This window comes from Archangium primigenium, assembly GCF_016904885.1.
Lineage (GTDB): Bacteria > Myxococcota > Myxococcia > Myxococcales > Myxococcaceae > Cystobacter > Cystobacter primigenius.
On record NZ_JADWYI010000001.1, the window covers coordinates 1191022 to 1211712 of the forward strand.

23 protein-coding genes are annotated in these 20691 nt (G+C 72.1%); 8 read left to right on the top strand and 15 right to left on the bottom strand.

From position 1 onward, the window contains the following. Nucleotides 1-41: 41 nt before the first annotated feature. Complete coding sequence (locus I3V78_RS05175) at nucleotides 42-1178, top strand: serine/threonine protein kinase (protein ID WP_204485201.1); 1137 nt, start codon at nucleotides 42-44, stop codon at nucleotides 1176-1178. Here the strand turns inward: I3V78_RS05175 and I3V78_RS05180 are convergent. The 4 genes from I3V78_RS05180 to I3V78_RS05195 all read right to left on the bottom strand — a co-directional run bounded on the left by I3V78_RS05180 (nucleotide 1175) and on the right by I3V78_RS05195 (nucleotide 4504). Next, nucleotides 1175-2059, bottom strand: a complete 885-nt coding sequence (locus I3V78_RS05180; protein WP_204485202.1) for a type VI immunity family protein — start codon at nucleotides 2057-2059, stop codon at nucleotides 1175-1177. The two genes, I3V78_RS05175 and I3V78_RS05180, sit on opposite strands and share 4 nt — an antisense overlap. Further along, the gene (locus I3V78_RS05185) at nucleotides 2056-2775 is read right to left on the bottom strand and encodes a hypothetical protein (protein WP_204485203.1); all 720 of its coding nucleotides are present in this window, start codon (nucleotides 2773-2775) and stop codon (nucleotides 2056-2058) included. Before I3V78_RS05185 ends, I3V78_RS05180 begins: the two co-directional genes overlap by 4 nt. 65 nt (nucleotides 2776-2840) lie before the next feature. Further along, entirely contained in the window at nucleotides 2841-3746 is a 906-nt protein-coding gene (locus tag I3V78_RS05190) for a type VI immunity family protein (RefSeq protein ID WP_204485204.1), read from the bottom strand. After that, the gene (locus I3V78_RS05195; protein WP_204485205.1) at nucleotides 3743-4504 is read right to left on the bottom strand and encodes a hypothetical protein; all 762 of its coding nucleotides are present in this window, start codon (nucleotides 4502-4504) and stop codon (nucleotides 3743-3745) included. Before I3V78_RS05195 ends, I3V78_RS05190 begins: the two co-directional genes overlap by 4 nt. Nucleotides 4505-4635: 131 nt before the next feature. Here I3V78_RS05195 and I3V78_RS05200 point away from each other — a divergent pair, with 131 nt between their 5' ends. Further along, nucleotides 4636-5061, top strand: a complete 426-nt coding sequence (locus I3V78_RS05200; protein ID WP_204485206.1) for a type II secretion system protein GspG — start codon at nucleotides 4636-4638, stop codon at nucleotides 5059-5061. Here I3V78_RS05200 and I3V78_RS05205 read toward each other — a convergent pair. Then, on the bottom strand, nucleotides 5058-6191 hold the full coding sequence (locus I3V78_RS05205) for an epoxide hydrolase family protein (RefSeq protein ID WP_204485207.1): 1134 nt from the start codon (nucleotides 6189-6191) through the stop codon (nucleotides 5058-5060). The genes I3V78_RS05200 and I3V78_RS05205 overlap by 4 nt on opposite strands. A gap of 46 nt (nucleotides 6192-6237) precedes the next feature. On the opposite strand from I3V78_RS05205, the gene I3V78_RS05210 reads away from it, so the two are divergent. Then, entirely contained in the window at nucleotides 6238-6678 is a 441-nt protein-coding gene (locus tag I3V78_RS05210; RefSeq protein WP_204485208.1) for a type II secretion system protein GspG, read from the top strand. Between the two features lie 71 nt (nucleotides 6679-6749). Then, on the top strand, nucleotides 6750-7748 hold the full coding sequence (gene map / locus I3V78_RS05215) for a type I methionyl aminopeptidase (protein ID WP_204485209.1): 999 nt from the start codon (nucleotides 6750-6752) through the stop codon (nucleotides 7746-7748). Here the strand turns inward: map and I3V78_RS05220 are convergent. From I3V78_RS05220 to I3V78_RS05230, 3 genes are all read right to left on the bottom strand, one after another. Beyond that, nucleotides 7735-8784, bottom strand: a complete 1050-nt coding sequence (locus I3V78_RS05220; protein ID WP_204485210.1) for an MBL fold metallo-hydrolase — start codon at nucleotides 8782-8784, stop codon at nucleotides 7735-7737. The genes map and I3V78_RS05220 overlap by 14 nt on opposite strands. A 17-nt stretch (nucleotides 8785-8801) precedes the next feature. Continuing rightward, complete coding sequence (locus tag I3V78_RS05225; protein ID WP_204485211.1) at nucleotides 8802-9725, bottom strand: aldo/keto reductase; 924 nt, start codon at nucleotides 9723-9725, stop codon at nucleotides 8802-8804. A gap of 101 nt (nucleotides 9726-9826) precedes the next feature. Continuing rightward, on the bottom strand, nucleotides 9827-11542 hold the full coding sequence (locus tag I3V78_RS05230) for a metallophosphoesterase (RefSeq protein WP_204496503.1): 1716 nt from the start codon (nucleotides 11540-11542) through the stop codon (nucleotides 9827-9829). 266 nt (nucleotides 11543-11808) lie between these two features. On the opposite strand from I3V78_RS05230, the gene I3V78_RS05235 reads away from it, so the two are divergent. Then, on the top strand, nucleotides 11809-12246 hold the full coding sequence (locus tag I3V78_RS05235) for an acyl-CoA thioesterase (RefSeq protein WP_204485212.1): 438 nt from the start codon (nucleotides 11809-11811) through the stop codon (nucleotides 12244-12246). On the opposite strand, the gene I3V78_RS05240 is transcribed toward I3V78_RS05235, so the two are convergent. Together I3V78_RS05240 and I3V78_RS05245 are read right to left on the bottom strand one after the other, a co-directional pair. After that, the gene (locus I3V78_RS05240; protein ID WP_204485213.1) at nucleotides 12236-12598 is read right to left on the bottom strand and encodes an iron chaperone; all 363 of its coding nucleotides are present in this window, start codon (nucleotides 12596-12598) and stop codon (nucleotides 12236-12238) included. The two genes, I3V78_RS05235 and I3V78_RS05240, sit on opposite strands and share 11 nt — an antisense overlap. 22 nt (nucleotides 12599-12620) lie before the next feature. Beyond that, nucleotides 12621-13649 (bottom strand): hypothetical protein, encoded by a 1029-nt coding sequence (locus I3V78_RS05245; RefSeq protein ID WP_204485214.1) that lies wholly within the window; start codon nucleotides 13647-13649, stop codon nucleotides 12621-12623. 110 nt (nucleotides 13650-13759) lie between these two features. On the opposite strand from I3V78_RS05245, the gene I3V78_RS05250 reads away from it, so the two are divergent. Further along, nucleotides 13760-14167, top strand: a complete 408-nt coding sequence (locus tag I3V78_RS05250; protein WP_204485215.1) for an Mpo1-like protein — start codon at nucleotides 13760-13762, stop codon at nucleotides 14165-14167. Here the strand turns inward: I3V78_RS05250 and I3V78_RS05255 are convergent, their stop codons facing one another. After that, nucleotides 14168-16216 (bottom strand): sensor histidine kinase, encoded by a 2049-nt coding sequence (locus tag I3V78_RS05255; protein ID WP_204485216.1) that lies wholly within the window; start codon nucleotides 16214-16216, stop codon nucleotides 14168-14170. 184 nt (nucleotides 16217-16400) lie between these two features. On the opposite strand from I3V78_RS05255, the gene I3V78_RS05260 reads away from it, so the two are divergent. After that, nucleotides 16401-17321, top strand: a complete 921-nt coding sequence (locus I3V78_RS05260) for an ornithine cyclodeaminase family protein (protein WP_204485217.1) — start codon at nucleotides 16401-16403, stop codon at nucleotides 17319-17321. A gap of 8 nt (nucleotides 17322-17329) precedes the next feature. Here I3V78_RS05260 and I3V78_RS05265 read toward each other — a convergent pair whose 3' ends face one another. Further along, on the bottom strand, nucleotides 17330-17587 hold the full coding sequence (locus I3V78_RS05265) for a PRC-barrel domain-containing protein (protein ID WP_204485218.1): 258 nt from the start codon (nucleotides 17585-17587) through the stop codon (nucleotides 17330-17332). A 188-nt stretch (nucleotides 17588-17775) separates the two neighbouring features. Here I3V78_RS05265 and I3V78_RS05270 point away from each other — a divergent pair, with 188 nt between their 5' ends. Continuing rightward, a complete protein-coding gene (locus I3V78_RS05270) occupies nucleotides 17776-18063 on the top strand; it encodes a YgaP family membrane protein (RefSeq protein WP_204485219.1) in 288 nt (95 codons plus the stop codon). A gap of 76 nt (nucleotides 18064-18139) precedes the next feature. Here I3V78_RS05270 and I3V78_RS05275 read toward each other — a convergent pair whose 3' ends face one another. The 3 genes from I3V78_RS05275 to I3V78_RS05285 all read right to left on the bottom strand — a co-directional run bounded on the left by I3V78_RS05275 (nucleotide 18140) and on the right by I3V78_RS05285 (nucleotide 20331). After that, nucleotides 18140-18847 (bottom strand): hypothetical protein, encoded by a 708-nt coding sequence (locus I3V78_RS05275; protein ID WP_239576306.1) that lies wholly within the window; start codon nucleotides 18845-18847, stop codon nucleotides 18140-18142. Nucleotides 18848-18864: 17 nt separating this feature from the next. Beyond that, complete coding sequence (locus I3V78_RS05280; protein WP_204485220.1) at nucleotides 18865-19776, bottom strand: NmrA/HSCARG family protein; 912 nt, start codon at nucleotides 19774-19776, stop codon at nucleotides 18865-18867. A gap of 75 nt (nucleotides 19777-19851) precedes the next feature. Beyond that, nucleotides 19852-20331, bottom strand: a complete 480-nt coding sequence (locus tag I3V78_RS05285; RefSeq protein ID WP_204485221.1) for a hypothetical protein — start codon at nucleotides 20329-20331, stop codon at nucleotides 19852-19854. Between the last annotated feature and the right edge of the window lie 360 nt (nucleotides 20332-20691).

A 20691-nucleotide genomic window follows, 5' to 3' on the forward strand; every position in this document is an offset into this window, starting at 1 on the left:
CCGATCCGCCCGCCGTCCGCTTCCCGCCTCGGGACGTGGCCATGAGTCCCCCCCGTCATCCGGAGCAACTGGGGCCCGGCGATTGGGTGGGGCCCTACCGCATCGTGGAGCGGCTGGAGCTGGGCGCGTTCGGCTTCGCCTTCCTGGTGGAGCGGGACGGGCGGCAGTTCGCGCTGAAGATGGCGGCGCGCCCCTTGGCCCCCGAGGACGTGGACCGGGTGGAGGCGCGGCTGCGGCGCGACCTGGCCACCTTCGAGCGGCTGGACCATCCGGCGTTCCCCCGGGTGCTCGAGTGGGGCCGGTGGCCCGACGCGCGCACGGGCCATACCTACTTCGTCACGTCCCATACCCGGGGCCACACCTTCCATGAGTGGCGGTGGCGCTACCGGGTGTCCCTGCACCGTGCGGTGGGGTCGCTGGCGCTGCTGGCGCGCTCGCTCGAATTGCTGCACGCGCGCGGCCTGTGCCACCGCGATCTCCGGGCGGACAACGTCCTGGTGGAGGAGCCCTCCGGCGTGCCCTTCCTCACCGGCTTCATGGAGTCGCATGTCTCGGGGGACTGGGGCCCGATGGAGGGGGTGTTCCCGGAGTCGCTGTACCGCCAGCCGCCCGAGCTCGTCGCCTTCCTGTTCTCCGAGCCGCTGGAGTCCGGCACGCGCCGACCCCCGCACCCCTCCGAGGACCTGTATGCGTTCGGGGTCCTGCTCTACGAGACGCTCACCCACTGCCGCCCCTTCGACAACCGGCTGTCCCTGGAGCGGCTGCGCGACCAGGTCCTGCGCACGCCGCCGGTGGATCCGCGTCGGCTCGAGCCGTTCGTTCCGGAGGCGCTGGCCGGGTTGTGTCTGCGCTTGCTGGACAAGTCGCCCTTCGCGAGGCCCGCCCACGCGGGGGTGGTGCGCGAGGCGTTGGAGCGCTGGCTGGCCGAGGCGCCGGAGGTGGGGCCGTGGCGGGAGCCGGGGCCGCGGCCCTCCGAGCGGGACCGCATGGCCCTGTTGCCCGAGGGGGTGGAGCCGCTGGAGGTGCCCGACTGGGCCGCCGCCCCGCCCGTGTCGGCCACTCCCCGGGAAGACGTGGGGGAGGGGCGGTGGTTCGGCCTCGTGGGGTGGGGGGTGGGCGGACTCGCGGCGACGTGGCTGGTCGCGCGGATGCTGTGTGAGGCCCCCGTCACGGGCTAGTCGAGGAAGCGGCGCTCCCAGCGGCGCAGGTCCTCGGGGGAGAAGCCACCCCAGGGAAGTGGGCGGTGGAAGAGCCAGGGCTCCAGGAGGCGAGCGACCTCGCGGTGCAGGGGGAGGTGGTGGCCCACGGAGGTGTCACCGGCGTCGGGCTCGGCGCCCAGGGTGAGCAGGACGCGCTGGGGGTCCAACTCGTGCACGGAGATGTCGGGAGAGACGAGGCGGGCACGCAGCCCCGAGGCGCCGCCCAGTTCGCCGAGCACGGGCGGGCCCAGGAAGGTGAGCCAATGCACGCCCGGCACCCGCGTGCCGAGCCGATGCGCCAGCCCTCCCGGATCGGGCACATCCATGCCTGGATGCTGGAAGCACCACGGACGAAGGGTCGAGGAGACTCCGGCGAGCTGGGTCAATGCGCTGAAGGCGAGACCCGCATGACCGGAGTTGAAGGGCAATGGCGCGGCCAATGCCAGCGCCAGCGCTCTCAGCCAAGGGGCTCCGCGTTGAACGAGCTGTTCGGTGGGCAGCCAGAAGCAGAGCGCACAGACCGCGTCCGTGTCATGGACCTCCATTCCTCGGTAGTCGACAGCGTATTGGCTGGCTCCGTTCGGCGTGTCGGTCAGGTGGAGGAAGGCCGTGTCCTGGTCCAGTTCTTGGTGGACGGCCGCCCAGCCCGTCGGATCGAGTTCTTGCCAATCACCCTCGGCGTCCGTGTACCAACCGAGTGAGCCGTGCCCCACCGCGCGCAGGTAGGTGTCCAACGACTGGAGGATCGCCGGGCGGAGGTCCCGATGGTGCTGGCGCAGATAGAAGCAGATGCTCACGCCTTCCCTGACGACGAGCGCGCCATTCTTCGCATGGCATCTGATCTGGGGAATGGGATTCATGGGAGGACTCCCCATCGAGGAGCGACAAGCGCCGTCGGGGCAGCGAACATGGCACGGTAGACGTCGCCCTGGCTCTTTCCCGCGTGAACATGCCCTGGGGGGTACCGCCTCCATGAAGGGGTGGTACTCGCGTCGCAGGGGAACTTGAAGTCGTAGAGGGCCTGGACGAGGAGCGGGTCGCCGGAGTGGAGGACGACATCGGGGCGCAGGGTGCCCTTGAGGTCCTCGCCGCAGCCCGTGTGTAGGAGGCGGCGGGCTTCCTGCTCGGAGACGAGGTGGGGGCGGCCGGTGGCCGGGTCCTGGCGGTAGCGGGGCTCCAGGGCGAAGCGTCCCGGAATGAGCGAACTCAACTTCTCCTGGGCGCACAGGAGGGCCAGGTGGTGCTTCTCCTGTCCCAGGCGCATGGCGCGCGTCACGGAGACGCCGCACGGGTCGACGTGGAGGACTTCCTGGCACTGTGGGCGTGACGGGCTCTGGCCGCCGAAGTGCTGGAGGTTGACCTGGGCGTGGGCGGACTCGGCGCAGGCGACGAGGGCTTCTTCCACCTGGGCGAGGGTGGCGTGAGACAGCAGGCGGTGGACGGCCGAGAGCGAGGCGACTTCGGCGCCGCCGCGCACGAGGGGCACCACGCTCTCCTCGCCCGCGACGCTGGCGCACCAGGTGGGCGTGCGCTGACAGGCGCTCGTGGCCGAGTCCCACGCGTAACACCCCGTCACCAGGGTGCTCAGAGCCCATGTCTTCCAAAACCAACGACGTCTTGGCGAAAGGGTCGAGCGCATGCTCAGTCGAGGAAGCGGCGCTCCCAGCGGCGCAGGTCCTCGGGGGAGAAGCCACCCCAGGGAAGTGGGCGGTGGAAGAGCCAGGGCTCCAGGAGGCGAGCGACCTCTCGATGCAAGGGGAGGGGGTGGCCCGAGGAGGTGTCACCGGCGTCGGGCTCGGCGCCCAGGGTGAGCAGGACACGCTGGGGGTCGAGCTCGTGCACGGAGATGCCGGGAGAGACGAGGCGGGCGCGCAGCCCCGAGGCGCCGCCCAGTTCGCCGAGCACGGGCTGGCTCAGGAATGTGAGCCAGTGCACGCCCGGCACTCGCGTGCCGAGTTTCCAGGAGAGCCGTTCACTCTCTCTCGGACTCATGCCGGGATGGCGGAAGCACCACGGCAGGAGTTCGCGCGACACGCCCGCGAGTTGATCCAAGGCGTTGAACGACAGTCCCACGTGTCCCGAGGTGAACGGCAGGCGGGCACCCAGCTCCAGCGCCAACTCCCGCACCCAGGGCGAACCGCGCTCGTGCAGGATCTCCGTGGGCAGCCAGAACTCGACGGCGCTGACCGCATCGGGCTCCTGGAGGACGAGGGGCGTGTGGGGTGATTTGCCGTGGTACTCGAAGCGGTAGGGACCCGCGCCGCCTGGCGTGTCCTTGAGCGTGAGGAGCGGACTGCTGTCCCTCATGTGCTGATGGATGTACGCCCAGCCCGCGGCATCGAGCTCCTGCCAATCGCCTTCCGGGTCCACGTACCAGCCGAGCGCGGACTCGCCCACCGCGCGAAGGTAGTGCGCCAGCGCCTCCATGACCGCCGCGGCGATGTCCTCATGCGGCTGTCGCATGTAGAAGCAGAGGCTCAGGCCGTCTCGGACGAGGAACTCTCCGTTGCGTGCCTGGACGCGGAGGTACGGAAGGTTGGGCGTCATGGTCGTCGCACTCTCCGATGCACGCCCCACCTGGGCGAGATGAGGGCCGCCTCTGTCTGGAGCCGACGGGCGTATACCGCACCTTGATGGGCGCCCTGATGGGGTCCTTCAATGTACTCCCGCCAAAACGGTTCATTGGTCGAAGGACAGGGGAACTTGAAGTCGTAGACGGCTTGGACGAGAAGGGGGTCGCCGGAGTGGAGGACGACGTCTGGGCGGAGGGTGCCCTTGATGTCCTCGCCGCAGCCCGTCTGCAGGAGGCGGCGGGCCTCCTGCTCGGAGACGAGGTGGGTGCGGCCGGTGGCCGGGTCCTGGCGGTAGCGCGGCTCCAGGGCGAAGCGTCCGGGGATGAGCGCGCCCAGTTGCTCCTGGGCGCACAGGAGCGCCAGGTGGTGCTTCTCCTGACCCAGACGCATGGCGCGCGTCACGGAGACGCCGCACGGGTCGACATGCAGGACTTCCTGGCACTGTGGGCGTGACGGGCTCTGGCCACCGAAGTGCTGGAGGTTGACCTCGGCGTTGGCGGACTCGGCGCAGGCGACGAGGGCCTCTTCCACGTGGGAGAGGGTGTCGCGAGACAGCAGGCGGTGGACGGCCGAGAGCGAGGCGACTTCGGCGCCGCCGCGCACGAGCGGCACCACGCTCTCCTCGCCCGCGAGAGTGGCGCAGTAGGCGGGCGTGCGCTGACAGGCGCTCGTGGCCGAGTCCCATGCGTAACACGCCGTGAGCCACGCTCCCAAAAGCACTGTCACGCCCATGCCCACGGCACTCCCGCGCGCGCGTTGACGGATTGTCATCGGTGCTCCGGGGGCGCCGGACAGATGCGGCGGCTCGCGGGAGGCACGTCTCTCGAACGAGCCGCTGGCCTGGGGCTTGAAAAACATGGGGCATGATCTCCAGTCACCCGAAGCCGAACTGGACGGCGTGGGCGCGCGATGTGGTGCGCTTTGTCCTGGCCACCCTGGCCCTCCTGACCTGCCTCGTGCTGGGCGGCCTGCTGTGCCTCGCTGCCTGGCTCTCCGTCCATCCCTTCCCCATGCTCGTCGAGGCGAAGGTGGACAGGGCGCGCATGGACATCCGAACCCTCCGGAATGCCTTGAAGCAACACCACACGACCCATCAGCGCTACCCCACCACGGCCGAGGGCTTCCAGCCGCTCGTGAAGGCCGGACTCCTCGAGCGGCTCCCCGTCGACCCCTGGGGGAATCCCTATGGGCATACCCTCCACCCGTGGGGCCCCCTGCTTTGGACCCTCGGCGCGGACGGCCTCTCCGGCGGCGAGGCGGAGGACGCGGACCTCTTCAGCGAGGGCTAACGGAGCGTGCGGAAGAACGCGCGCACGTCCTCGAGCAACAGCTCCGGCGCCTCCACGGCGGCGAAGTGGCCACCTCGTGGCATCTTCGTGTAGCGCCGCAGGTCGAACCGCGCCTCCAGCCAACTCCGGGGCATGGGCCGCAGCTCCTTGGGGAAGTTCGCCACCGCCGTGGGCACCCGCACCGGCGAGCTCAGGTCCGGCCCGCGCCGGTTCGCCTCGAAGTAGATGTTGGCCGCGCTCGCGATGCTGTTGGGCGCCCAGTAGAACATCAGGTTCGTGAGCAGCCAGTCCTTGGTGAAGACGCGCTCCACGTCCCCGTCGCAGTCGCTCCACCTCCGGAACTTCTCGACGATCCACGCGGCGAGCCCCGCCGGGGAGTCCGCCTGGCCGAGCGCGACCGACATCGGCTTGGTGCCCTGCTGGTGTTTGTAGGCGGCCTCGGCTTTCTCCCATTCCGCGCCCGCCTTCAGCGCGGCCCGCGACTCCTCGGTGTCCTCCTGGCCTTCGGGCGGCGTGGCCATGGCCATGTTGAGGTGGATGCCCAGCAGGTGCGGGGCATGGTTCACGCCCAACTCCATGGTGATGTGGCTGCCCCAGTCCCCGCCCTGGGCGCCGTAGCGCGCGTAGCCCAGCTCCCGCGTCATGAGCTGGTCGAACGCCGCCGCGATGCGCTTGGGACTCCAGCCCTCGTCCCGGGGCTTGCCGCCAAAGCCGAAGCCGGGCAGCGCGGGAATCACCACGTCGAAGGCGTCCGCCGCGTCGCCGCCGTGCCCGGCGGGGTTCGTCAGGGGGCCGATGAGGTGGTGGAACTCGTAGATGGACCCGGGCCAGCCATGGCTGAGCAACAGGGGCACGGGCGCGGGCCCCTGGCCCCGGACATGCCAGAAGTGGAGGTCCACGCCGTCCACCTCGCACAGGAACTGCGGCCAGCGGTTGAGCGCCGCTTCGTGCACGCGCCAGTCGTACTTGTGGCGCCAGTGCGCGCACAGCTCGCGCACGTACGTGACGTCGGCGCCGTGGGCCCAGGGGGCTCCCGGCAGGGGCTCGGGGAAGCGGGTCGTGTCGAGCCGACGGTGCAGGTCGGCGAGGACCGGGTCGAGAACCTCGATGCGGTAGGGGCGCGGTGGCATACCCGGGAGGGTAGGGGTTGGCACGTGGCTTGATAAGCCTCCAAGAATGACTCCCTGGCTCCGCCGGAACCTCCGGCCCCTTCTCGTCGTGGTGGGCGTGCTCATGCTGCTCGGGTCGGCCTTCGCCGTCGGGATGATCCAGGTCATGGAGCGCTACCACTCCGACCTCGCCAAGGACTCCACCGGACTCGGGCTCAAGAACCTCCAGCACGCCTTGCGGCGCTACCACGAGGCCCACCAGCGTTTCCCGACCCTCCAGGAGGGGCTCCAGGCACTCGTCGCGGCGCACCAGGTGGGGGCCGAGCACCTCGTCGACTCCTGGGGGCGCCCCTACGCCTATTCGCTCCACGAGGGAGGAGCCAGGGTCGAGAGCCTCGGGGCGGACGGGCTGCCGGGAGGCACGGGAGACGACGCGGACACCGGACTCGAGGTCCCCGTCCCCGGGTGCACGTCCTCCCCGTGCGTCCCCGGAGGGGTGCCCCACTGACCCGCGGGCGGGCGGACGCGGCCCACACAGGGGGTGGTTTCGCCCGGAGCCAGCGGTTATAGCTCCCTGTCATGACCGACGTCTCCACCGCCCGAGTCCCACCCGCTGTCCTGCCCAAGCCCAACGACGTGTGTTGGTGCGGCAGTGGCTCCAAGTACAAGAAGTGCCATCGGGGCGCGGACACCGTGGAAGCCCGTCGGCGCGGTCCCGACGCGCCCGCGCGGGGCGTGCGGCCGGGCATCATCAGCCCCATGCGGCCGGTCCCCGCCCACATCCCGCGTCCGGACTACGCCGCCACGGGCCGTCCCGCCCGGGGCCCGCTGCCGCCCGAGGTGAAGAACGCGGACGTCATCGCCCGCATGCGCCGCGCCTGCAAGGCCGCCGCCGAGGTGCTGAACGTGACGAGCACCTTCCTGCGCCCCGGCATCACCACCGACGAGATCGACGCCCTCGCGCACGAGGAGTACATCAAGCGCGGCGGCTACCCGAGCCCGCTCAACTACCACGGCTTCCCCAAGTCCCTGTGCACCTCGGTCAACGAGGTCATCTGCCACGGCATCCCGGACAACCGGGCGCTGGAGGACGGGGACATCGTCAACCTGGACATCACCATCTACCTGGATGGGGTGCACGGGGACTGCTCGGCCACGTACTTCGTCGGCAACGTGGACGAGGACAGCCAGCGGCTGGTGCAGGTGACGCGCGAGTGCCTCATGCGCGGCATCGAGGCGGTGAAGCCGGGCCGGCCCATCAACGACATTGGCCGGGCGATCGAGGCGCACGCCACCGCGCACAAGATGGGCGTGGTGCGCGCCTACTGCGGCCACGGCATCGGCGAGCGCTTCCACAGCTCGCTGCAGATTCCCCACCACTACGACCCGGAGGCCAAGACGATCATGGAGCCGGGCATGACGTTCACCGTGGAGCCGATGATCACCCTGGGCCACTGGCACCACCGCCAGTGGGACGACGGGTGGACGGCCGTCACGGCGGACGGCAGCCGCACGGCCCAGTTCGAGCACACGCTGCTCGTGACGGACACGGGCGCGGAGATCCTCACCGTCGCGTGACGGTGCGCCACCACGGGTCGACGCCCTCCACCCGCGAGGGCTCGACCGCGGTGCCCGCGCGCGGCATCACCAGGCGGGTGCCGCGCTCGGCGCCCAGGCGCACCAGGGTCTCGGCCGGCTCGTCCCAGGCGTGAAGCGCCAGGTTGAAGGTGCCCCAGTGCACCGGCAGCAGCAGGCCGCCCCCGAGCAGCTCCAGCGCCTGGAGCGCGTTCTCCGGCCCCAGGTGGATGTCGCCCCAGGACGGGTGCCAGGCGCCCACCTCCAGCATCACCAGGTCGAACGGGCCGAGCCGCTGGCGGATCTCCGCGTACTCCTCGGTGAGCCCCGTGTCCCCGCTGAAGAAGACCTTGTGGCGCGGGCCCTCCACGACGAAGGAGGACCAGAGGGTGCGGTTGCGCTCCAGGCCCCGTCCGGAGAAGTGCTGCGAGGGCGCGGCGGTGATGCGGCCCCCACCAATCTCGGCGGACTCCCACCAGTCCAGCTCGGTGATGCGCTCGGGGGGCACGCCCCAGGCCTCCAGGTGCGCGCCCACGCCCAGGGACGTGAAGAAGGGCACCGGCGTGCGCGCCAGCTCCAGGATGGTGGGGTGGTCCAGGTGGTCGTAGTGGTCGTGCGAGACGATGACCGCGTCCAGGGGCGGCAGCTCGGCGAGCGTCACCGGCATGGGTTGGAAGCGCCGGGGCCCCATGAAGGCCGAGGGCGAGGCGCGCTCGCCCCAGACGGGATCCGTCAGCACGCGCAGGCCGTCCACCTCCAGGAGCACCGTGGAGTGGCCGAGCCACGTGGCCCTCAGGCCCGTCTCCGCGGGGCGCGTCCAGGCCGCGAGCGGGCTGTCCGTGGGCAGGAGCCCCGGGGGCGTGCGCGCGGTGCCGCCGCGGAAGAACTCGCCCAGCGTGGAGAACGTCGTGCCGGGCTTGAGCCCCGAGCCCACGCCCGTGGTGTTGTGGAAGAAGCCCTCGCGGAACAGGCGTGAGGCGGCCATGCGCTCCAGCCGGAGCCCCTGGGCCTTGCCCCCGAAAACAGAACCCTTGGCCATGTGTGTGTCCTCTCGTCTCAAGCCCGGATGAGGGCGTCCACCTGGGCCAGGTCGTCGGCGGTGAGCCGCCAGCCCGCCGCGGCCACGTTGGCGCGCACCTGTTCGGCCGAGGTGGCGCCCGCGATCACCGACGCCACCGTGGGCCGGGCGACCAGCCACGAGAAGGCCAGCTCCAGGAGCGTGTGCCCGCGCGACTCCACGAAGCGGTGCAGCGCCTCCACCCGCGCGACGTTCGCCTCGGTGCGGAAGCGGTCGGCGAGTCCGCCCTCGCTCAGGCGGCTGCCCGCGGGCGCCACCTGGCCCGGGCGGTACTTGCCCGTGAGCAGACCGCTGGCCAGCGGGAAGTAGGGCAGCAGCGCCAGGTGCGTGCGCTGCATCTCGGGAATCACCTCGGGCTCGGGCTCGCGGTGCAGGACGTTGTACTCGTTCTGCACGCTCACGAAGCGCGCCGCGCCCGGCTTCACCCCCGCGGCGGTCTCGCGCAGCTGCGCCGCCGAGAAGTTCGAGCAGCCGATCTCCCGCACCTTGCCCGCGCGCACCAGCTCGTCCAGCGCGCCCAGCGTGTCCGCGATGGGCGTCTCGGGGTCCGGCACGTGCAGCTGGTACAGGTCGATGTGGTCCGTGCCCAGGCGCTGGAGGCTGCCCTCGACAGCGGCGCGGATGGCCTCGGGGCGCGCGCCCTTGCCGGGAGGCGCGTCGCGGCGGGCGCCGAACTTGGTGGCGATCACCACCTGGCTCCGACGCGCGCCGAGCGCCCGGCCGAGGAACTCCTCGCTCAGGCCGTTGCCGTAGATCTCCGCCGTGTCGAAGAAGGTGATGCCCGCGTCGAGCGCGGTGTCCACCACCGTCTTCGTGGCCCCGGCGTCCAGGCGCCAGCCGAAGTTGTTGCAGCCCAGTCCCACCACCGACGCCTCGAGCGCGCCAATCTTCCGCGTCTCCATGCCGACCTCCTCCGCGCGTTGAAACCCGTGGGATGCCGGGCGGGGGCGGGCGTTGCGCGAAAAGGCGGCTCGCCCTCCGAGCGGAGGAGCGGCGCGGAGGCTCAGCCCCGGGGACGCACCCGGATGGGGGGCTCGATGAGCACGGGGGCGGTGGCCTTGGGGTCGTCCGGCTCGTAGGCGGGGGCGTAGGGGCCGGCGTCCGTCTCGCGCCACTGGCGCGGCACCCGCTCCAGGCCCACGGGGTACACCGTGAGCTGGCCCGAGCGCTCGATGCGCAGGCGCAGGAAGTTCTTCCAGTCGGGAATGGCCAGCGAGATGAAGGCCTCGTTGGAGTGCGTGCCGAAGACGTTCACGCTCACGGTGAGATAGAGCCCCATGATGAACGGGCCCACGAGGAAGCCGCCCAGGAAGGTGAGCCCGCAGCCGAGGAAGAACTTGGTCCACAGGGGCACCCAGCCCGCGCAGCCCGCCTCGGTGGGGTCGAGGAACGCGACGCCCATCTCCGGCCCCCCGGCGCAGATGCCCAGCCCGCTGACGATGAAGTAGAGCGAGGTCCACGCCACGCCGAAGGCCGCGGCGATGTGCGCGCTCCCATGCAGCAGGCCCGCGAGCATGCGGTGGCGGCCGAAGGCGGGATCCGCCAGGGCGATCATCCCGCCCAGGGTGCCCAGGCCCAGCACGAGCGACCAGGGCCGGTGCACGATGGAGGCGGCCACCATGCGCACGGCGTCGGGGACGCGGTCCAGGCCGTGGTGGCCCAGCTCGGTGAACGTGGCCAGCGCGAGCAGCAGGTAGAGCGCGCCGGTGAGCAAGCCGAACAGCGGGCTGTGGCGGATGAGCAGCAGGTTCTGCCGCGCGAGCTTCCGAGACGTCCGCTCGTCCGGGAAGCTCTTCCGCAGCGTGTAGCCGTCGCGGAGCTGGTCCGCCTTGGGCGTGTGGGTGGGGTGCATGAAGGCCCCGCCGCCCCCGGCGGTGATCTTCTGCCGGCCGTCGGGGTCCTCGTGCCGCCGGTAGTGGTGCAGGTCGCCCGCGAGGAACAGGCTGATGCGGCGGCCGAACACCTTCTCCTGGAGGTAGTCCAGGTTGTTCTCCAGGTAGCCGCGGGGACGGTGGCTCGTGGCGGCGAGGATCCACGCCGGCTCGGCGTTGCAGAGGATGACGCGGTCGGTGGGCCCCATGTGCGTGGCGAGCTGGCGGAAGTACTCCACCTGGGGCACGTCGATGTCGTTCTCCAACTGCACGTCGGTGCCTACGAGCCACCAGCCCTGGGGCAGCTTGAGCGCGAAGTAGCTGCGGCTTTGGCGCGTGCGCCGCCCGGCCAGCCAGCGGTTGGCGCAGAACAGCCGCATGAAGGAGGACAGGCCGTCGTACCAGTCGTGGTTGCCGGGAATGGCGAACAGGTCCGGACTGGGCGCGGGCGAGCGCGCCATGGCCTCCTCATAGGGCTGCACGAGGCGCTCCTCGTAGGTGTCGCGGCTGGCGCCGGGGTACACTTGGTCGCCGCCGAGCACGAGGATGCGGCCGCGCGGGAGGGCATGCGTCTGGCCCGTGCCATCCTCCAGCGACAGCGAGGGCTGGGCGAGCAGTCGCGCCACGGCGTACGTGGGGTTCCACCCGTCGCCGGTGTCCGAGACGTAGTCGAGCCAGAAGTCCTCGCCCGCGGCCTGCTCGGATTCCGACGAGTAGTCGAAGTAGAGCGGCTGGGGTCGCACCACGGCCTCGATGAGGCGGTGGTCCGCGCGGGCGCCGAACACGGCGGCCACCAGCGCGTCCAGGCCCGTGCGGATGAGCTGCGCGGGGTGCAGCCACTTCACCATGTCCGCGTGCCGCTTGGGCCGCGTCGTGGTGCCCGAAGGCGTCCCCGAGGATGTGCCCGAGGGCACGAAGAGCACGGGCTCCGTGCGGGAGGGGTCTTCTTGCGGGCTCGAAGCGGGCGGCGCGGGCTCGGGTGCTGTCACGGTGCGGGCACGCTCTCGCAGGCGCCGCGTCCGGGTCAACTCCCCCGGGTCAGGTTTGAAGAGCAGGCGAGCGAGGGAGCGGTTTCGGGTTGCCTCGCCGGGTCGGCCCGTGGTGCATGGGCCCCATGAACGACTTCCCCGTCTCCGTGCGCTTTCCCATCCATTGGGTGGACCTGGATGCCTACGGCCACGTGAACAACGCGCGCTACCTCACCTGGTTCGAGGCGCCCCGTATCGCGTACATGATCCGCGTGGGGCTGGTGCGGCCCGACATGCGGCGGTTGGACGACGGGCTGGGGCCCATCATCGCCACGGCGAACGTGGACTACCTGCGCCCGGTCACCTTCCCGGCGGAGTTGGAGGCGGGGGTGCGGGTCACCCGCATCGGCACCACCAGCATCACCATGGAGTACGCGGTGGACGACGTGAACACGGGCGTGCGCTACGCGCGCGGCGGCACGGTGCTCGTGGTGCTGCGCTACACGGACCACGCCAAGGTGCCCGTGCCCCCGGATGTGCGCGCCGCCATCGAGGCGCTCGAGGGCCGCGCGTTCACTTCTTGAGCGCGAGCCGGGCGCGCTGGGCGTGCACCACGTAGGTGATGAGCTCGCGCGGCAGGGGCTGGTTCAGGGGGAACTGCAGCGTGTCCTTCTCGGCGCGGTAGGGCCCGACCCGGGCCTCGAAGTCCTCCGCCCCGGGGTAGATGGCATAGAGGCCCACGTGCTTCTTCCAGACGGCGAAGTACATGAGTGACTCGCCGGCGAGCTTGAACGTCGGCATGTCGTACTTCATGGTCTCCTCGCTGTCGGGCGCGGCCTCGCGGATGGCCTCGCGCACCTGGGTGGCGATGGGTCGGACCGCCTCGGGCAGCGCGGCGATGTAGGCGTCGATGGTGGCGGGCTTCGGCTTCTTCATGACGGACTCGGGGAAGGGGGCTCTACTCCCGGCGGGCGTCGGCCGGGGCGTTGGGGTGGCGCTGCAGGAGCAGGCGCAGCTGGGGCTGACGGCGCACCGCCTCCTGCTTGAGCAGGTGGGCGATGAGCACGGGGGGCGCGGCGCTCCAGCGCGCGAGGTTCTGGATGAGGCCAGGCGAGCGGTAGACGCGGCCACAGAGCAGCGAGGCCGTCTTGCCGTCCACCGGCAGGCCCGAGAGCGCGGTGAGCACGCGGCCCTCGGTCAGGAGGATGAGCTCCACGCGCTCCTCGGCGGGCGCGGTGGTGAAGCGCGCGCGCAGCACCTCGCGGGCCGTGCGGCGGGTGCCCTCGGGCACGTCCCGGTCCCCCGCCACCTTGAACTGCTCCATCAGCCGACGCCCGGCCCACAGGCGCCGGAAGAGGCTCGCGGGCAGCTGGGGGTTGCGCACGAGCCAGCGGCGCACCCCCGCGTCCGCGGCGAAGGCGGCGCGGCCGCACAGGGCCTCCAGGCCCACGGGGTTGGCGTGGTGCCGGGCGATGAGCCGCGCGTGCGCGAGCCCCACCCGTGTGTTCTCCATCACCGAGTGGATGACGGCGGGCACGGGGTCGAAGCACAGCGCGGACAGCTCGGGGTCCGCGGACTCCCGGGCGAGCCGCGCCCGCTCATCGGCCGCCAGGGGGTGCAGCCGCCGCTCGAAGAGCTGCCGGAAGGTGCCCATGGCGGCCTCGTCCTCGGCCTCGCCCGGGTCCTCGGCCGCCTCGGGGGCCGCCTCGGCCGCCTCGGGTGGGCAGGCGAGCTCGGGCGGGGGCATGACCTCGGCGGTCGGGGGACGCACCGGGGAGGGGGGCGGGGGCGGGTCGAGCAGCGCGCCCTGGGCGATGAGCCGCGCGAGGATGGCCTGGATGCGCTCGGCGGGCAGGCCCGTGAGGGCCGTGAGGTGGCGCACCGGGGTGCTGCCGTCCAGCCGGGACAGGACGAAACCTTCCTCGGGGGTCAGGGAGAGCCGGGAGAGCGAGGCGGCGGGAATGGGCTTGGGCGTCCAGTCGTTCACGTTGCATCTCCCCCGAGGCCCTTTCCAGCCTAGGACGAATGATGCCGAAGCGCCAAAGTCCGAGCGTCGAGGGTTGACGAACGGGGCGGATCCGGAAGCAGAATCCATCTATGACTGAGCGAATCCCGACCTACGCTGAGTTCTGGCCGTTCTATCTGCGCGAGCATGCCCTGCCGAGCACGCGCTGGTTGCACTTCCTCGGCACGTCGCTCGCGGTGCTGACCGCGGGGTCGGCGGTGGCCACGGGCAACGCGGGGCTGCTGTTCCCGGCGACGCTCGCGGGCTACGGCTTCGCCTGGGTGAGCCACTTCTTCGTGGAGAAGAACCGCCCGGCGTCCTTCAAGTACCCGCTGTGGTCGTTCGTGTCGGACTTCCGCATGGCGGGGCTCATGCTCCTGGGCCGGCTGGACAAGCACCTGGCGCGCGCCGGGGTGCGGGACGAGGACGATCAGTCGGGCGGGCACCTCCAGCCGGTACCGGTGCCCGTGCGCTCCCAGCATCGCCGGCACGGCCGTTAGTCAGGTCCCCGCGGGGTCGGTGCCCCGCGGCAGTCGGACCGTGAAGGTGGTGCCCTCACCCGGCGCGGAGTGGACCTCCACCGCGCCGCCGTGCGCTCGCGCCACCTGCTGCACGATGTAGAGCCCCAGCCCCACGCTGCGCCGCGCGGCCTTGCCCGTGGTGCCCGGCCGGAAGGGCTGGAAGAGCGTGGCCTGGAGCGCGGCCGGAATGGGCTCGCCCTCGTTGTGCACGGACAGGGCCACGTCATCGCCCAGGTCCTGGACGCGCACGTGGACCGCCGCGTCCGGGTCGCCGTGGTGCAGGGCGTTGCCCACCAGGTTGCCCACCACCTGGACGAGCCGGTCCGGGTCCCACCACCCCCCGCCATGGCCCCGGGTCTCCAGCTCCAGGCGCCGCCGGGGATGGGCCACCTGAAGCTCCTCCAGCGCGCCCCGGCAGAGCTCGTGCAGATCCACCCGCTCGCGCTGCACGGGCAGGCCGCCGTGGGTGCTGCGCGCGAAGTCGAGCAGGTCATTGAGCATGCGCGCCATGCGCGCCGCGCTGGTGCGGATGCGCTCCACGCCCCGCTGGGAGGCGGCGCTCAGGGTCCCGTCGCGCCGCAGGAGCGTGGCCGAGGCGCTGATGGCGCTGAGGGGGTTGCGCAGGTCATGCCCCACCACGCCGATGAGCTGCTCGCGCAGCTCGCCCGAGCGGCGCAGGGCCGTCTCCACCTCCTTCTGGCGGGTGATGTCCACCACCACGCAGCTCAGGCCCACCACCGCGCCCTCCCCGCCGCGCACCGGGTAGTAGTTGCCCAGCCAGTGGGACGCGGCCACGCCGGGCCGCGGGGGACGTGAGAACTCGTGGTTGGACACCGGCTGGCCCGTGTCCAGCACCTGGTGGAACAGGGGCTCGAGCAGCTCGGCGGCCCAGGGCGGCGCCACCTCGCGCAGCGTGCGGCCCAGGTGCTCGGCCACGGGCGGGCCATTGAGCCGGGCCAGCGCCTCGTTGACGTGCTGCACGCGCAGCTCCCGGTCCAGGAGGCCAATGCCCACCGGGGAGGCCTCGAGCAGCGTGGCCAGCTGGGCCAGCGAGCGCTGGGCGGAGGCGCGGGCCTGACGCTCGCGCCCGGCCAGCTCCGCCTGCACGATGAAGTTGGTGGCGCGTGTCAGGATCACGCGGAAGAGCAGCTGATCCGACGGGCTGAAGTCGAACACGGTGCGCGAGCACATGTGCGCCACCCCCACGAGCGCGCCCTCGTGCTCCAGGGGCACGCTGTAGGCGGCGCGCACGCCCAACTGGCGCACCAGCTCCGAGCGCAGCTCCGGATGCCGCGCGGCCTCGTGCACGAGCAGCGGCCGGCGCGCGTGGGCCACATGGCCGCTCACCCCCTCGTCCAGGCCCAGCTGCACGCCCATGGCCAGGGCCTCGTTGGCGCCCACGCCCACCGCCGCGCGCAGCCGCAGTCCGTCCCCCTCGCGCAGGAGGATGGAGGCGCCGTCCACCGGCGGCACCGCGTCCTGGAGCACCCGCAGCAACTTGGGGAGGAAGCCGTCGAGGTCCTCGCTCGCCAGGGTGGCCTCGGACACGCGCTCGAGCGCCTCGAGCATGCGCTCGTGGACATGGGTGTAGAGGGCGGTGGCCCGCGCCAGCCCCCGGTCCAGCACCTCGTGGAGCCACTCCAACTCGTCCAGGCCGGGCTGGAGCCCCACGCGCAGCATGCCCCGGTGCAGGGCGCGGCGCAGCAGCGTGTACTCCAGGACGACGTGCTCCAGGCTCAGGCCCTGCTCCAGCCGCTGAAGGGCGTGCTCGTCGGAGCAGGGCTGGGGCTCGGGGGCGCCATCGCCCGGCGCGGGCGTCGCGTCCGCCAGGCGCGCGAGGAAGCCGGGCAGGGCGTCGTACAAGAGCGTGCGTTCGAGGGCCAGGTCCGGTGCGCGCTCGCTCAAGGTGGAGGCCCACTCCGCCCGCACGGCGTCCCCGTGCGTCCGCAGAAAGCGCCCCAGCGCGGTGCTTGCCTGGCCGCCCATGCCATGCGGCGGGCGGGCCGCCAATGATTCCTGCTCCTGCATGCGCGCACTCCCCCGGAGTGGGCCCCCCCGGCCCTAAGATGTCCATGGGGGAACGCTCCGGCCTCTTCCGGCCCTACCGGACGCGACGCCCGTGGGCGCCCGGCCGTTCCCCTCGCGGGTCCATCCGCTCACGGGTGAACAGTGGGCCCCGGTGGCGGGGGGAAACCGGCTAGGGTGGCCCGCGATGAGCACGCTTCTTTTGACCCGCACCGATGTGCAGCACGCCATGGATGCCCTCACCCTCCTGGAGGAGATGCGCGCGGCGTTCCGCGCCGACTCCACGCGCCCGGGAGACGAGCCGCCGCCCGCCTCCGTCGCCACGGGGCTCGCGGGGGGGCTCCAGGTGTCCCTGCCCGGCGCGCTGCCGGGGATTCCCGCGTGCAGCGTGAAGGTCGAGCATGGAGACGGACGGGGCGTGGTGCACCTGTACGCGCGGGACACCGGGGCGCTCCTGGCGGTGATGGAGGCCGGGCACCTGGCGGCCCTGGCCCAGGGCGTGGTGGGGGCGCTGGCCGCGGACGTGCTCGCCCGGCCGGATGCCTCGCGCGTGGCGTTGATTGGCGCGGGGCCCTCGGCGTCCATGCAGCTCAAGAGCCTGCGGCTGGTGCGCGGCCTGCAACACGTGCGCGTGTACGACGCGCAGCCCGTGCGGGGGGTGGACTTCGCCGCCCGCATGTACAAGGCGCTCAACCTGCCGGTGCGGCCCGCCATGTCCGTGGAGGAGGCGGTGGAGGACGCGGACGTCGTCATCACCGCCACCGGCTCGGCCGAGCCCCTGCTGTTTCCCGGCATGGTGCGCGCGGGGACGCACATCTCCGCCCTGGGCGCGCAGGGGCCGGGTCGGGCCGAGGTGGCGCCGGGGCTCCTGCGCCAGTCCTCCTTCTTCTGTGACGCGCCCGCGCGTGCCGCCGTGCTGGGCGAGGCGCCCGTGCCCACGGCGCTCGGCGCGGTGCTGGCCGGCGCGGCGCCGGGCCGCCGGGACGTGGCCGAGGTCACCATCTTCGGCGGCATGCGGCCCGCCTGGCAGGATCTGGTGGCCGCGTGGCACGTGTACCAGGGCGTGCGGGGAGACGACGCCGCGCGGCGCCTGGACCTCGAGGCCTGAGCCGCGGCTCAGTGCGTGGTGCGGCGCGCCGTGGGCGCGATCTCCCGGGGGCCCGACAGCAGGCTGTCCGGGCCGTGGTGGAGGTACACCTCGTCGGCGACGATCTCCCGCACGTCATCCAGGGGCACCGCGTAGCCCTTGCGCCAGACGAGCATGCCCCGCTCGACGATGAACTCCGCGTCCGTCACCTCGACGACGTAGCCGAGCTTCTCCCCGCGATGGGTGAACACCGGCATGCCCGTGCGCAGCTCCGAGGGTTCCACCATAGGCCGTGCCCTCCTCCCGTTTGTTCCCGCCCGTCTCAAAATAGGGACGCCCCGGGGCTTCGGGCACTGGGAGGGCAGCCGGGCGAGGCACCGGCGTTGACCGGTGCACGGAGGGCGCGAGGCGCGGGTCTCGGGTGCCGTCCCTCCAGGCGCATGCCCATCTTTCGAGACATACGGGAGGTGTGTGAATGCTGATGGGATGGCTGGCTTCGAGATCGGGGCGCTGGACGCGGATTCTGACGGGCGCCTCGCTGGTGGTGGGCGGGCTGGCGCGCAGTTCCGGACCGGGACGGTGGGTGGCGCTGGTGGGCCTGGTGCCGCTCGTGGAGGGGGCGTTCGATCTGTGCCTGGTGGCCCCCGCCTTCGGTCTGCCGTTCAAGGGCGAGGCGCTGCGCCGCAAGCTGGGCCGCATCGGCGAGGACTCGCTCCTGCCGCATCCGCCGCTGTTCATGGAACGCCCCGCGCTGCTGCACTAGGCGCGCGGAAGGCAGGACCGGGGCGCGGGGGGCGCCCCGAGGAGAAGCTCGGAGTGGAGACGCTCGGACCGGCGACTCAGGACCGGACGTCGAAGGGAATCTCGAGCGTGCCGAACGCCTCGCCCGTGCGGGCATCCACGAGGCGCGCGCGCAGGGTGACCTGGCGCTCCCGCTCCCCCACGCCCTGGAAGTAGAGGAAGCCCGTGAGGCTGCCGCCCGGTGGCAGCGTGCCCTGGGGCAGCGCCTCGCGCAGCATGTCCCGCGTGGGCAGGGGCTCGGGCGGCGCCATGCCCCAATAGGAGTACGGGCTGAAGAAGGGATCGTACATGGGGCTGTACCAGCCGGTGCCCCGGAACCACGGTCCCCAGGCGAAGGCCGTCCCGGGCCGCGCGGTGACGCCGTTCTGCGTCCCCGCGTCCCCTGAGCCGCCCACGCCCGTCAGGCTCTCGTCCCGGATCTGCTCGCCCTGGAGCGCGGCGTACTCGAAGCGCGAGCCCCCCACGAGCGTGAAGTCCGCGGGGTCGATGCGCAGGGGGCGCTCGCCGTGGTTCTCCAGGCGCACCTGCACCGGGGTCATCACGCGCCCCAGGTCCGAGGGCACGCCCCTCCAGGCGTCTCCCCGCGCCACCAGCCGCACCCCCTCCTCCTGGGACACGGGTACGCCCTGGGCCGTGGTGGACGCCTCGGCGGTGGGGCGCAGGGTGGGCGTGGTGACGCATCCCACGGCCAGGGCCGTCAGCGCGAGCAGGGGACGGAGTGGACGCGGGGACATGGGACGAGACATGGGTGCTTTCCTTGCCGTCAGGTGAGGGCGGGCTCGGCCGCGGTGCCGCCCCGCCAAGTGGTGCCCAGCAGCGCGTTCCAGTCCTGCGTGCGCGCCCAGTCCTCGAAGGTGTGCCAGCCCACCCGCGGGTAGTCCTGGCGCAGCAGTGGAATGGGCACGTGGTAGCCCTCGTGCGCGAACCACTCATACATGCGCATCAGGTCCTCGCTGCGCGAGCGCACCGCCTCCAGCGGCACCTCCTCGTAGCGCAGGCGCCGCTCGGCGATATAGGAGATGAGCGCCGCGGCCTGCTCGCCCGTCACCTCGTCCGAGGCGACCTCGATGCGCCGGCCGAAGTACTCCTCGCCCAGCTCCATCACCTGCACGCACAGCGCGGCCAGGTCCTTGAGCGCCACCATCTGCAAACCCCGGTGGGGCGGCAGCGGCAGGGACAGCACGCCCTCGTGCATGCGCTGGGCGAACAGCGGGCCCACGAAGTTCTCCATGAAGAAGACGGGCGCCAGGATGGTGTAGGGCAGGGCGCTGGCGCGCAGGTGCTGCTCCACCACGTGCTTCGTCTCGAAGTGCGGCACGCCCGTGGATTGATCCGCCCCCGCGACGGACGAGTAGACGAAGTGGGGCACGCGCGCGAACTTGGCCGCGTCCACCAGGTGCCGCCCGTGCCGGACCTCGTCCTCCAGGCCCGCGGCGGGCGTGGCCATGGCGAACACCGCGTCCACGCCCGACATCACCTGCTCCAGCGCTTCGGGCTCATCGAAGTCCCCTTGCACCACCTCCGCGCCCAGCTTCCCGAGCTCCCGGGCCGCCAGCTCCTGGGGGTGGCGGGTGAGCGCGAGCACGTGGTGTCCACGCTGCAGCAGGAGACGGGACACCGCGCCACCTTGGTTTCCAGTGGCGCCGGTCACCAACACCGTGAGTCGACGGGACATGTATGATTCCTCCAGACAGGTCTCTCCAAGGTGCTCACGGTGTGGGCGGCGGGCGAGGGCCCGCCGACCAGGGGCCTACTGCTTGCCGCCCGAGCGATTGGTCACCTCGCGCGCCACCTTGCGCGCCCCGTTGACCGCGTCCCCGGCGAGCTTGCGCGCCCCGGCGATGGGGTGGCCGTGCACGGCCTCCTTGGCGGCGTCCACCACGCTGCGCACGGCCTCGAGCGCCAGCTCCTTCACGCGCTCGGGCGCGGAGACCTCGGCGGCCTCCTGCTCGGGGACCTCCTGGGCCTGCCGCTCCTCCACCTCCTCCTTCGCCTGGACCTGGGCCTGCTGCTCCTCCTGGGCCTGCAGGCGCTTCTTCATCTCGAACTCGGCGCGGCGCTGCTGGTAGCGCTCCTCGGTCTGCGAATGGGCGTGGCCGTAGCGCACGCCGGTGGTGGGCAGCTCGCTCTTCACCGGCAACTTCTTGTCCTGGCGCGCCTCTTCCTCGCGGCGATCGGACTGGCCAGGCTCGGACACGACGAAGGTCGGGGTGCGAATGGTCTTGGTCATGGTGGTGCTCCTCGCGCCTGAGCGCTCGTTGATGAATTCCCCCAAGGTAGGTCGTCCCTTCCAAAGGAGAACGGGCGGGCGGCGAGCGGGCGGACGAGCCCTGCCCGCCCTGGCCCGCTGGCCGAGGAGGAGGCACGCGGCCCCGGGTCGCTGGTGAACCGCCCCCCGGGCCTCCGGAATCCGCCGGGCTCCGGCCGGGGGGTGATGGCCCTTTCACTCCCGGACAGCGGTGGGGCCTCGCTCGCGCCTCGCGCCGGACGCGGGCGTCCAGGAGTGGGCGGAGACCCGGCCCTGGGGCCGGGCGGGTGGCGGGGGCCCCGCCGGGTCACGGCCACCTCCCGCTGGCGAGCCCGGCCGCGA

Bases quoted from the DNA above. Each gene is read 5' to 3' on its own strand.
- I3V78_RS05210 (WP_204485208.1), top strand. From the start codon at position 6,238: ATGACTCCCTGGCTCCGCCGGAACCTCCGGCCCCTTCTCGTCGTGGTG.
- I3V78_RS05195 (WP_204485205.1), bottom strand. From the start codon at position 4,504: ATGGGCGTGACAGTGCTTTTGGGAGCGTGGCTCACGGCGTGTTACGCA.
- map (WP_204485209.1), top strand. From the start codon at position 6,750: ATGACCGACGTCTCCACCGCCCGAGTCCCACCCGCTGTCCTGCCCAAG.
- I3V78_RS05205 (WP_204485207.1), bottom strand. From the start codon at position 6,191: ATGCCACCGCGCCCCTACCGCATCGAGGTTCTCGACCCGGTCCTCGCC.
- I3V78_RS05260 (WP_204485217.1), top strand. From the start codon at position 16,401: ATGAGCACGCTTCTTTTGACCCGCACCGATGTGCAGCACGCCATGGAT.
- I3V78_RS05270 (WP_204485219.1), top strand. From the start codon at position 17,776: ATGCTGATGGGATGGCTGGCTTCGAGATCGGGGCGCTGGACGCGGATT.
- I3V78_RS05225 (WP_204485211.1), bottom strand. From the start codon at position 9,725: ATGGAGACGCGGAAGATTGGCGCGCTCGAGGCGTCGGTGGTGGGACTG.
- I3V78_RS05220 (WP_204485210.1), bottom strand. From the start codon at position 8,784: ATGGCCAAGGGTTCTGTTTTCGGGGGCAAGGCCCAGGGGCTCCGGCTG.
- I3V78_RS05275 (WP_239576306.1), bottom strand. From the start codon at position 18,847: ATGTCTCGTCCCATGTCCCCGCGTCCACTCCGTCCCCTGCTCGCGCTG.
- I3V78_RS05200 (WP_204485206.1), top strand. From the start codon at position 4,636: ATGATCTCCAGTCACCCGAAGCCGAACTGGACGGCGTGGGCGCGCGAT.
- I3V78_RS05230 (WP_204496503.1), bottom strand. From the start codon at position 11,542: ATGGTGAAGTGGCTGCACCCCGCGCAGCTCATCCGCACGGGCCTGGAC.
- I3V78_RS05240 (WP_204485213.1), bottom strand. From the start codon at position 12,598: ATGAAGAAGCCGAAGCCCGCCACCATCGACGCCTACATCGCCGCGCTG.
- I3V78_RS05265 (WP_204485218.1), bottom strand. From the start codon at position 17,587: ATGGTGGAACCCTCGGAGCTGCGCACGGGCATGCCGGTGTTCACCCAT.
- I3V78_RS05250 (WP_204485215.1), top strand. From the start codon at position 13,760: ATGACTGAGCGAATCCCGACCTACGCTGAGTTCTGGCCGTTCTATCTG.
- I3V78_RS05280 (WP_204485220.1), bottom strand. From the start codon at position 19,776: ATGTCCCGTCGACTCACGGTGTTGGTGACCGGCGCCACTGGAAACCAA.
- I3V78_RS05190 (WP_204485204.1), bottom strand. From the start codon at position 3,746: ATGACGCCCAACCTTCCGTACCTCCGCGTCCAGGCACGCAACGGAGAG.
- I3V78_RS05255 (WP_204485216.1), bottom strand. From the start codon at position 16,216: ATGCAGGAGCAGGAATCATTGGCGGCCCGCCCGCCGCATGGCATGGGC.
- I3V78_RS05180 (WP_204485202.1), bottom strand. From the start codon at position 2,059: ATGAATCCCATTCCCCAGATCAGATGCCATGCGAAGAATGGCGCGCTC.
- I3V78_RS05175 (WP_204485201.1), top strand. From the start codon at position 42: ATGAGTCCCCCCCGTCATCCGGAGCAACTGGGGCCCGGCGATTGGGTG.
- I3V78_RS05235 (WP_204485212.1), top strand. From the start codon at position 11,809: ATGAACGACTTCCCCGTCTCCGTGCGCTTTCCCATCCATTGGGTGGAC.
- I3V78_RS05285 (WP_204485221.1), bottom strand. From the start codon at position 20,331: ATGACCAAGACCATTCGCACCCCGACCTTCGTCGTGTCCGAGCCTGGC.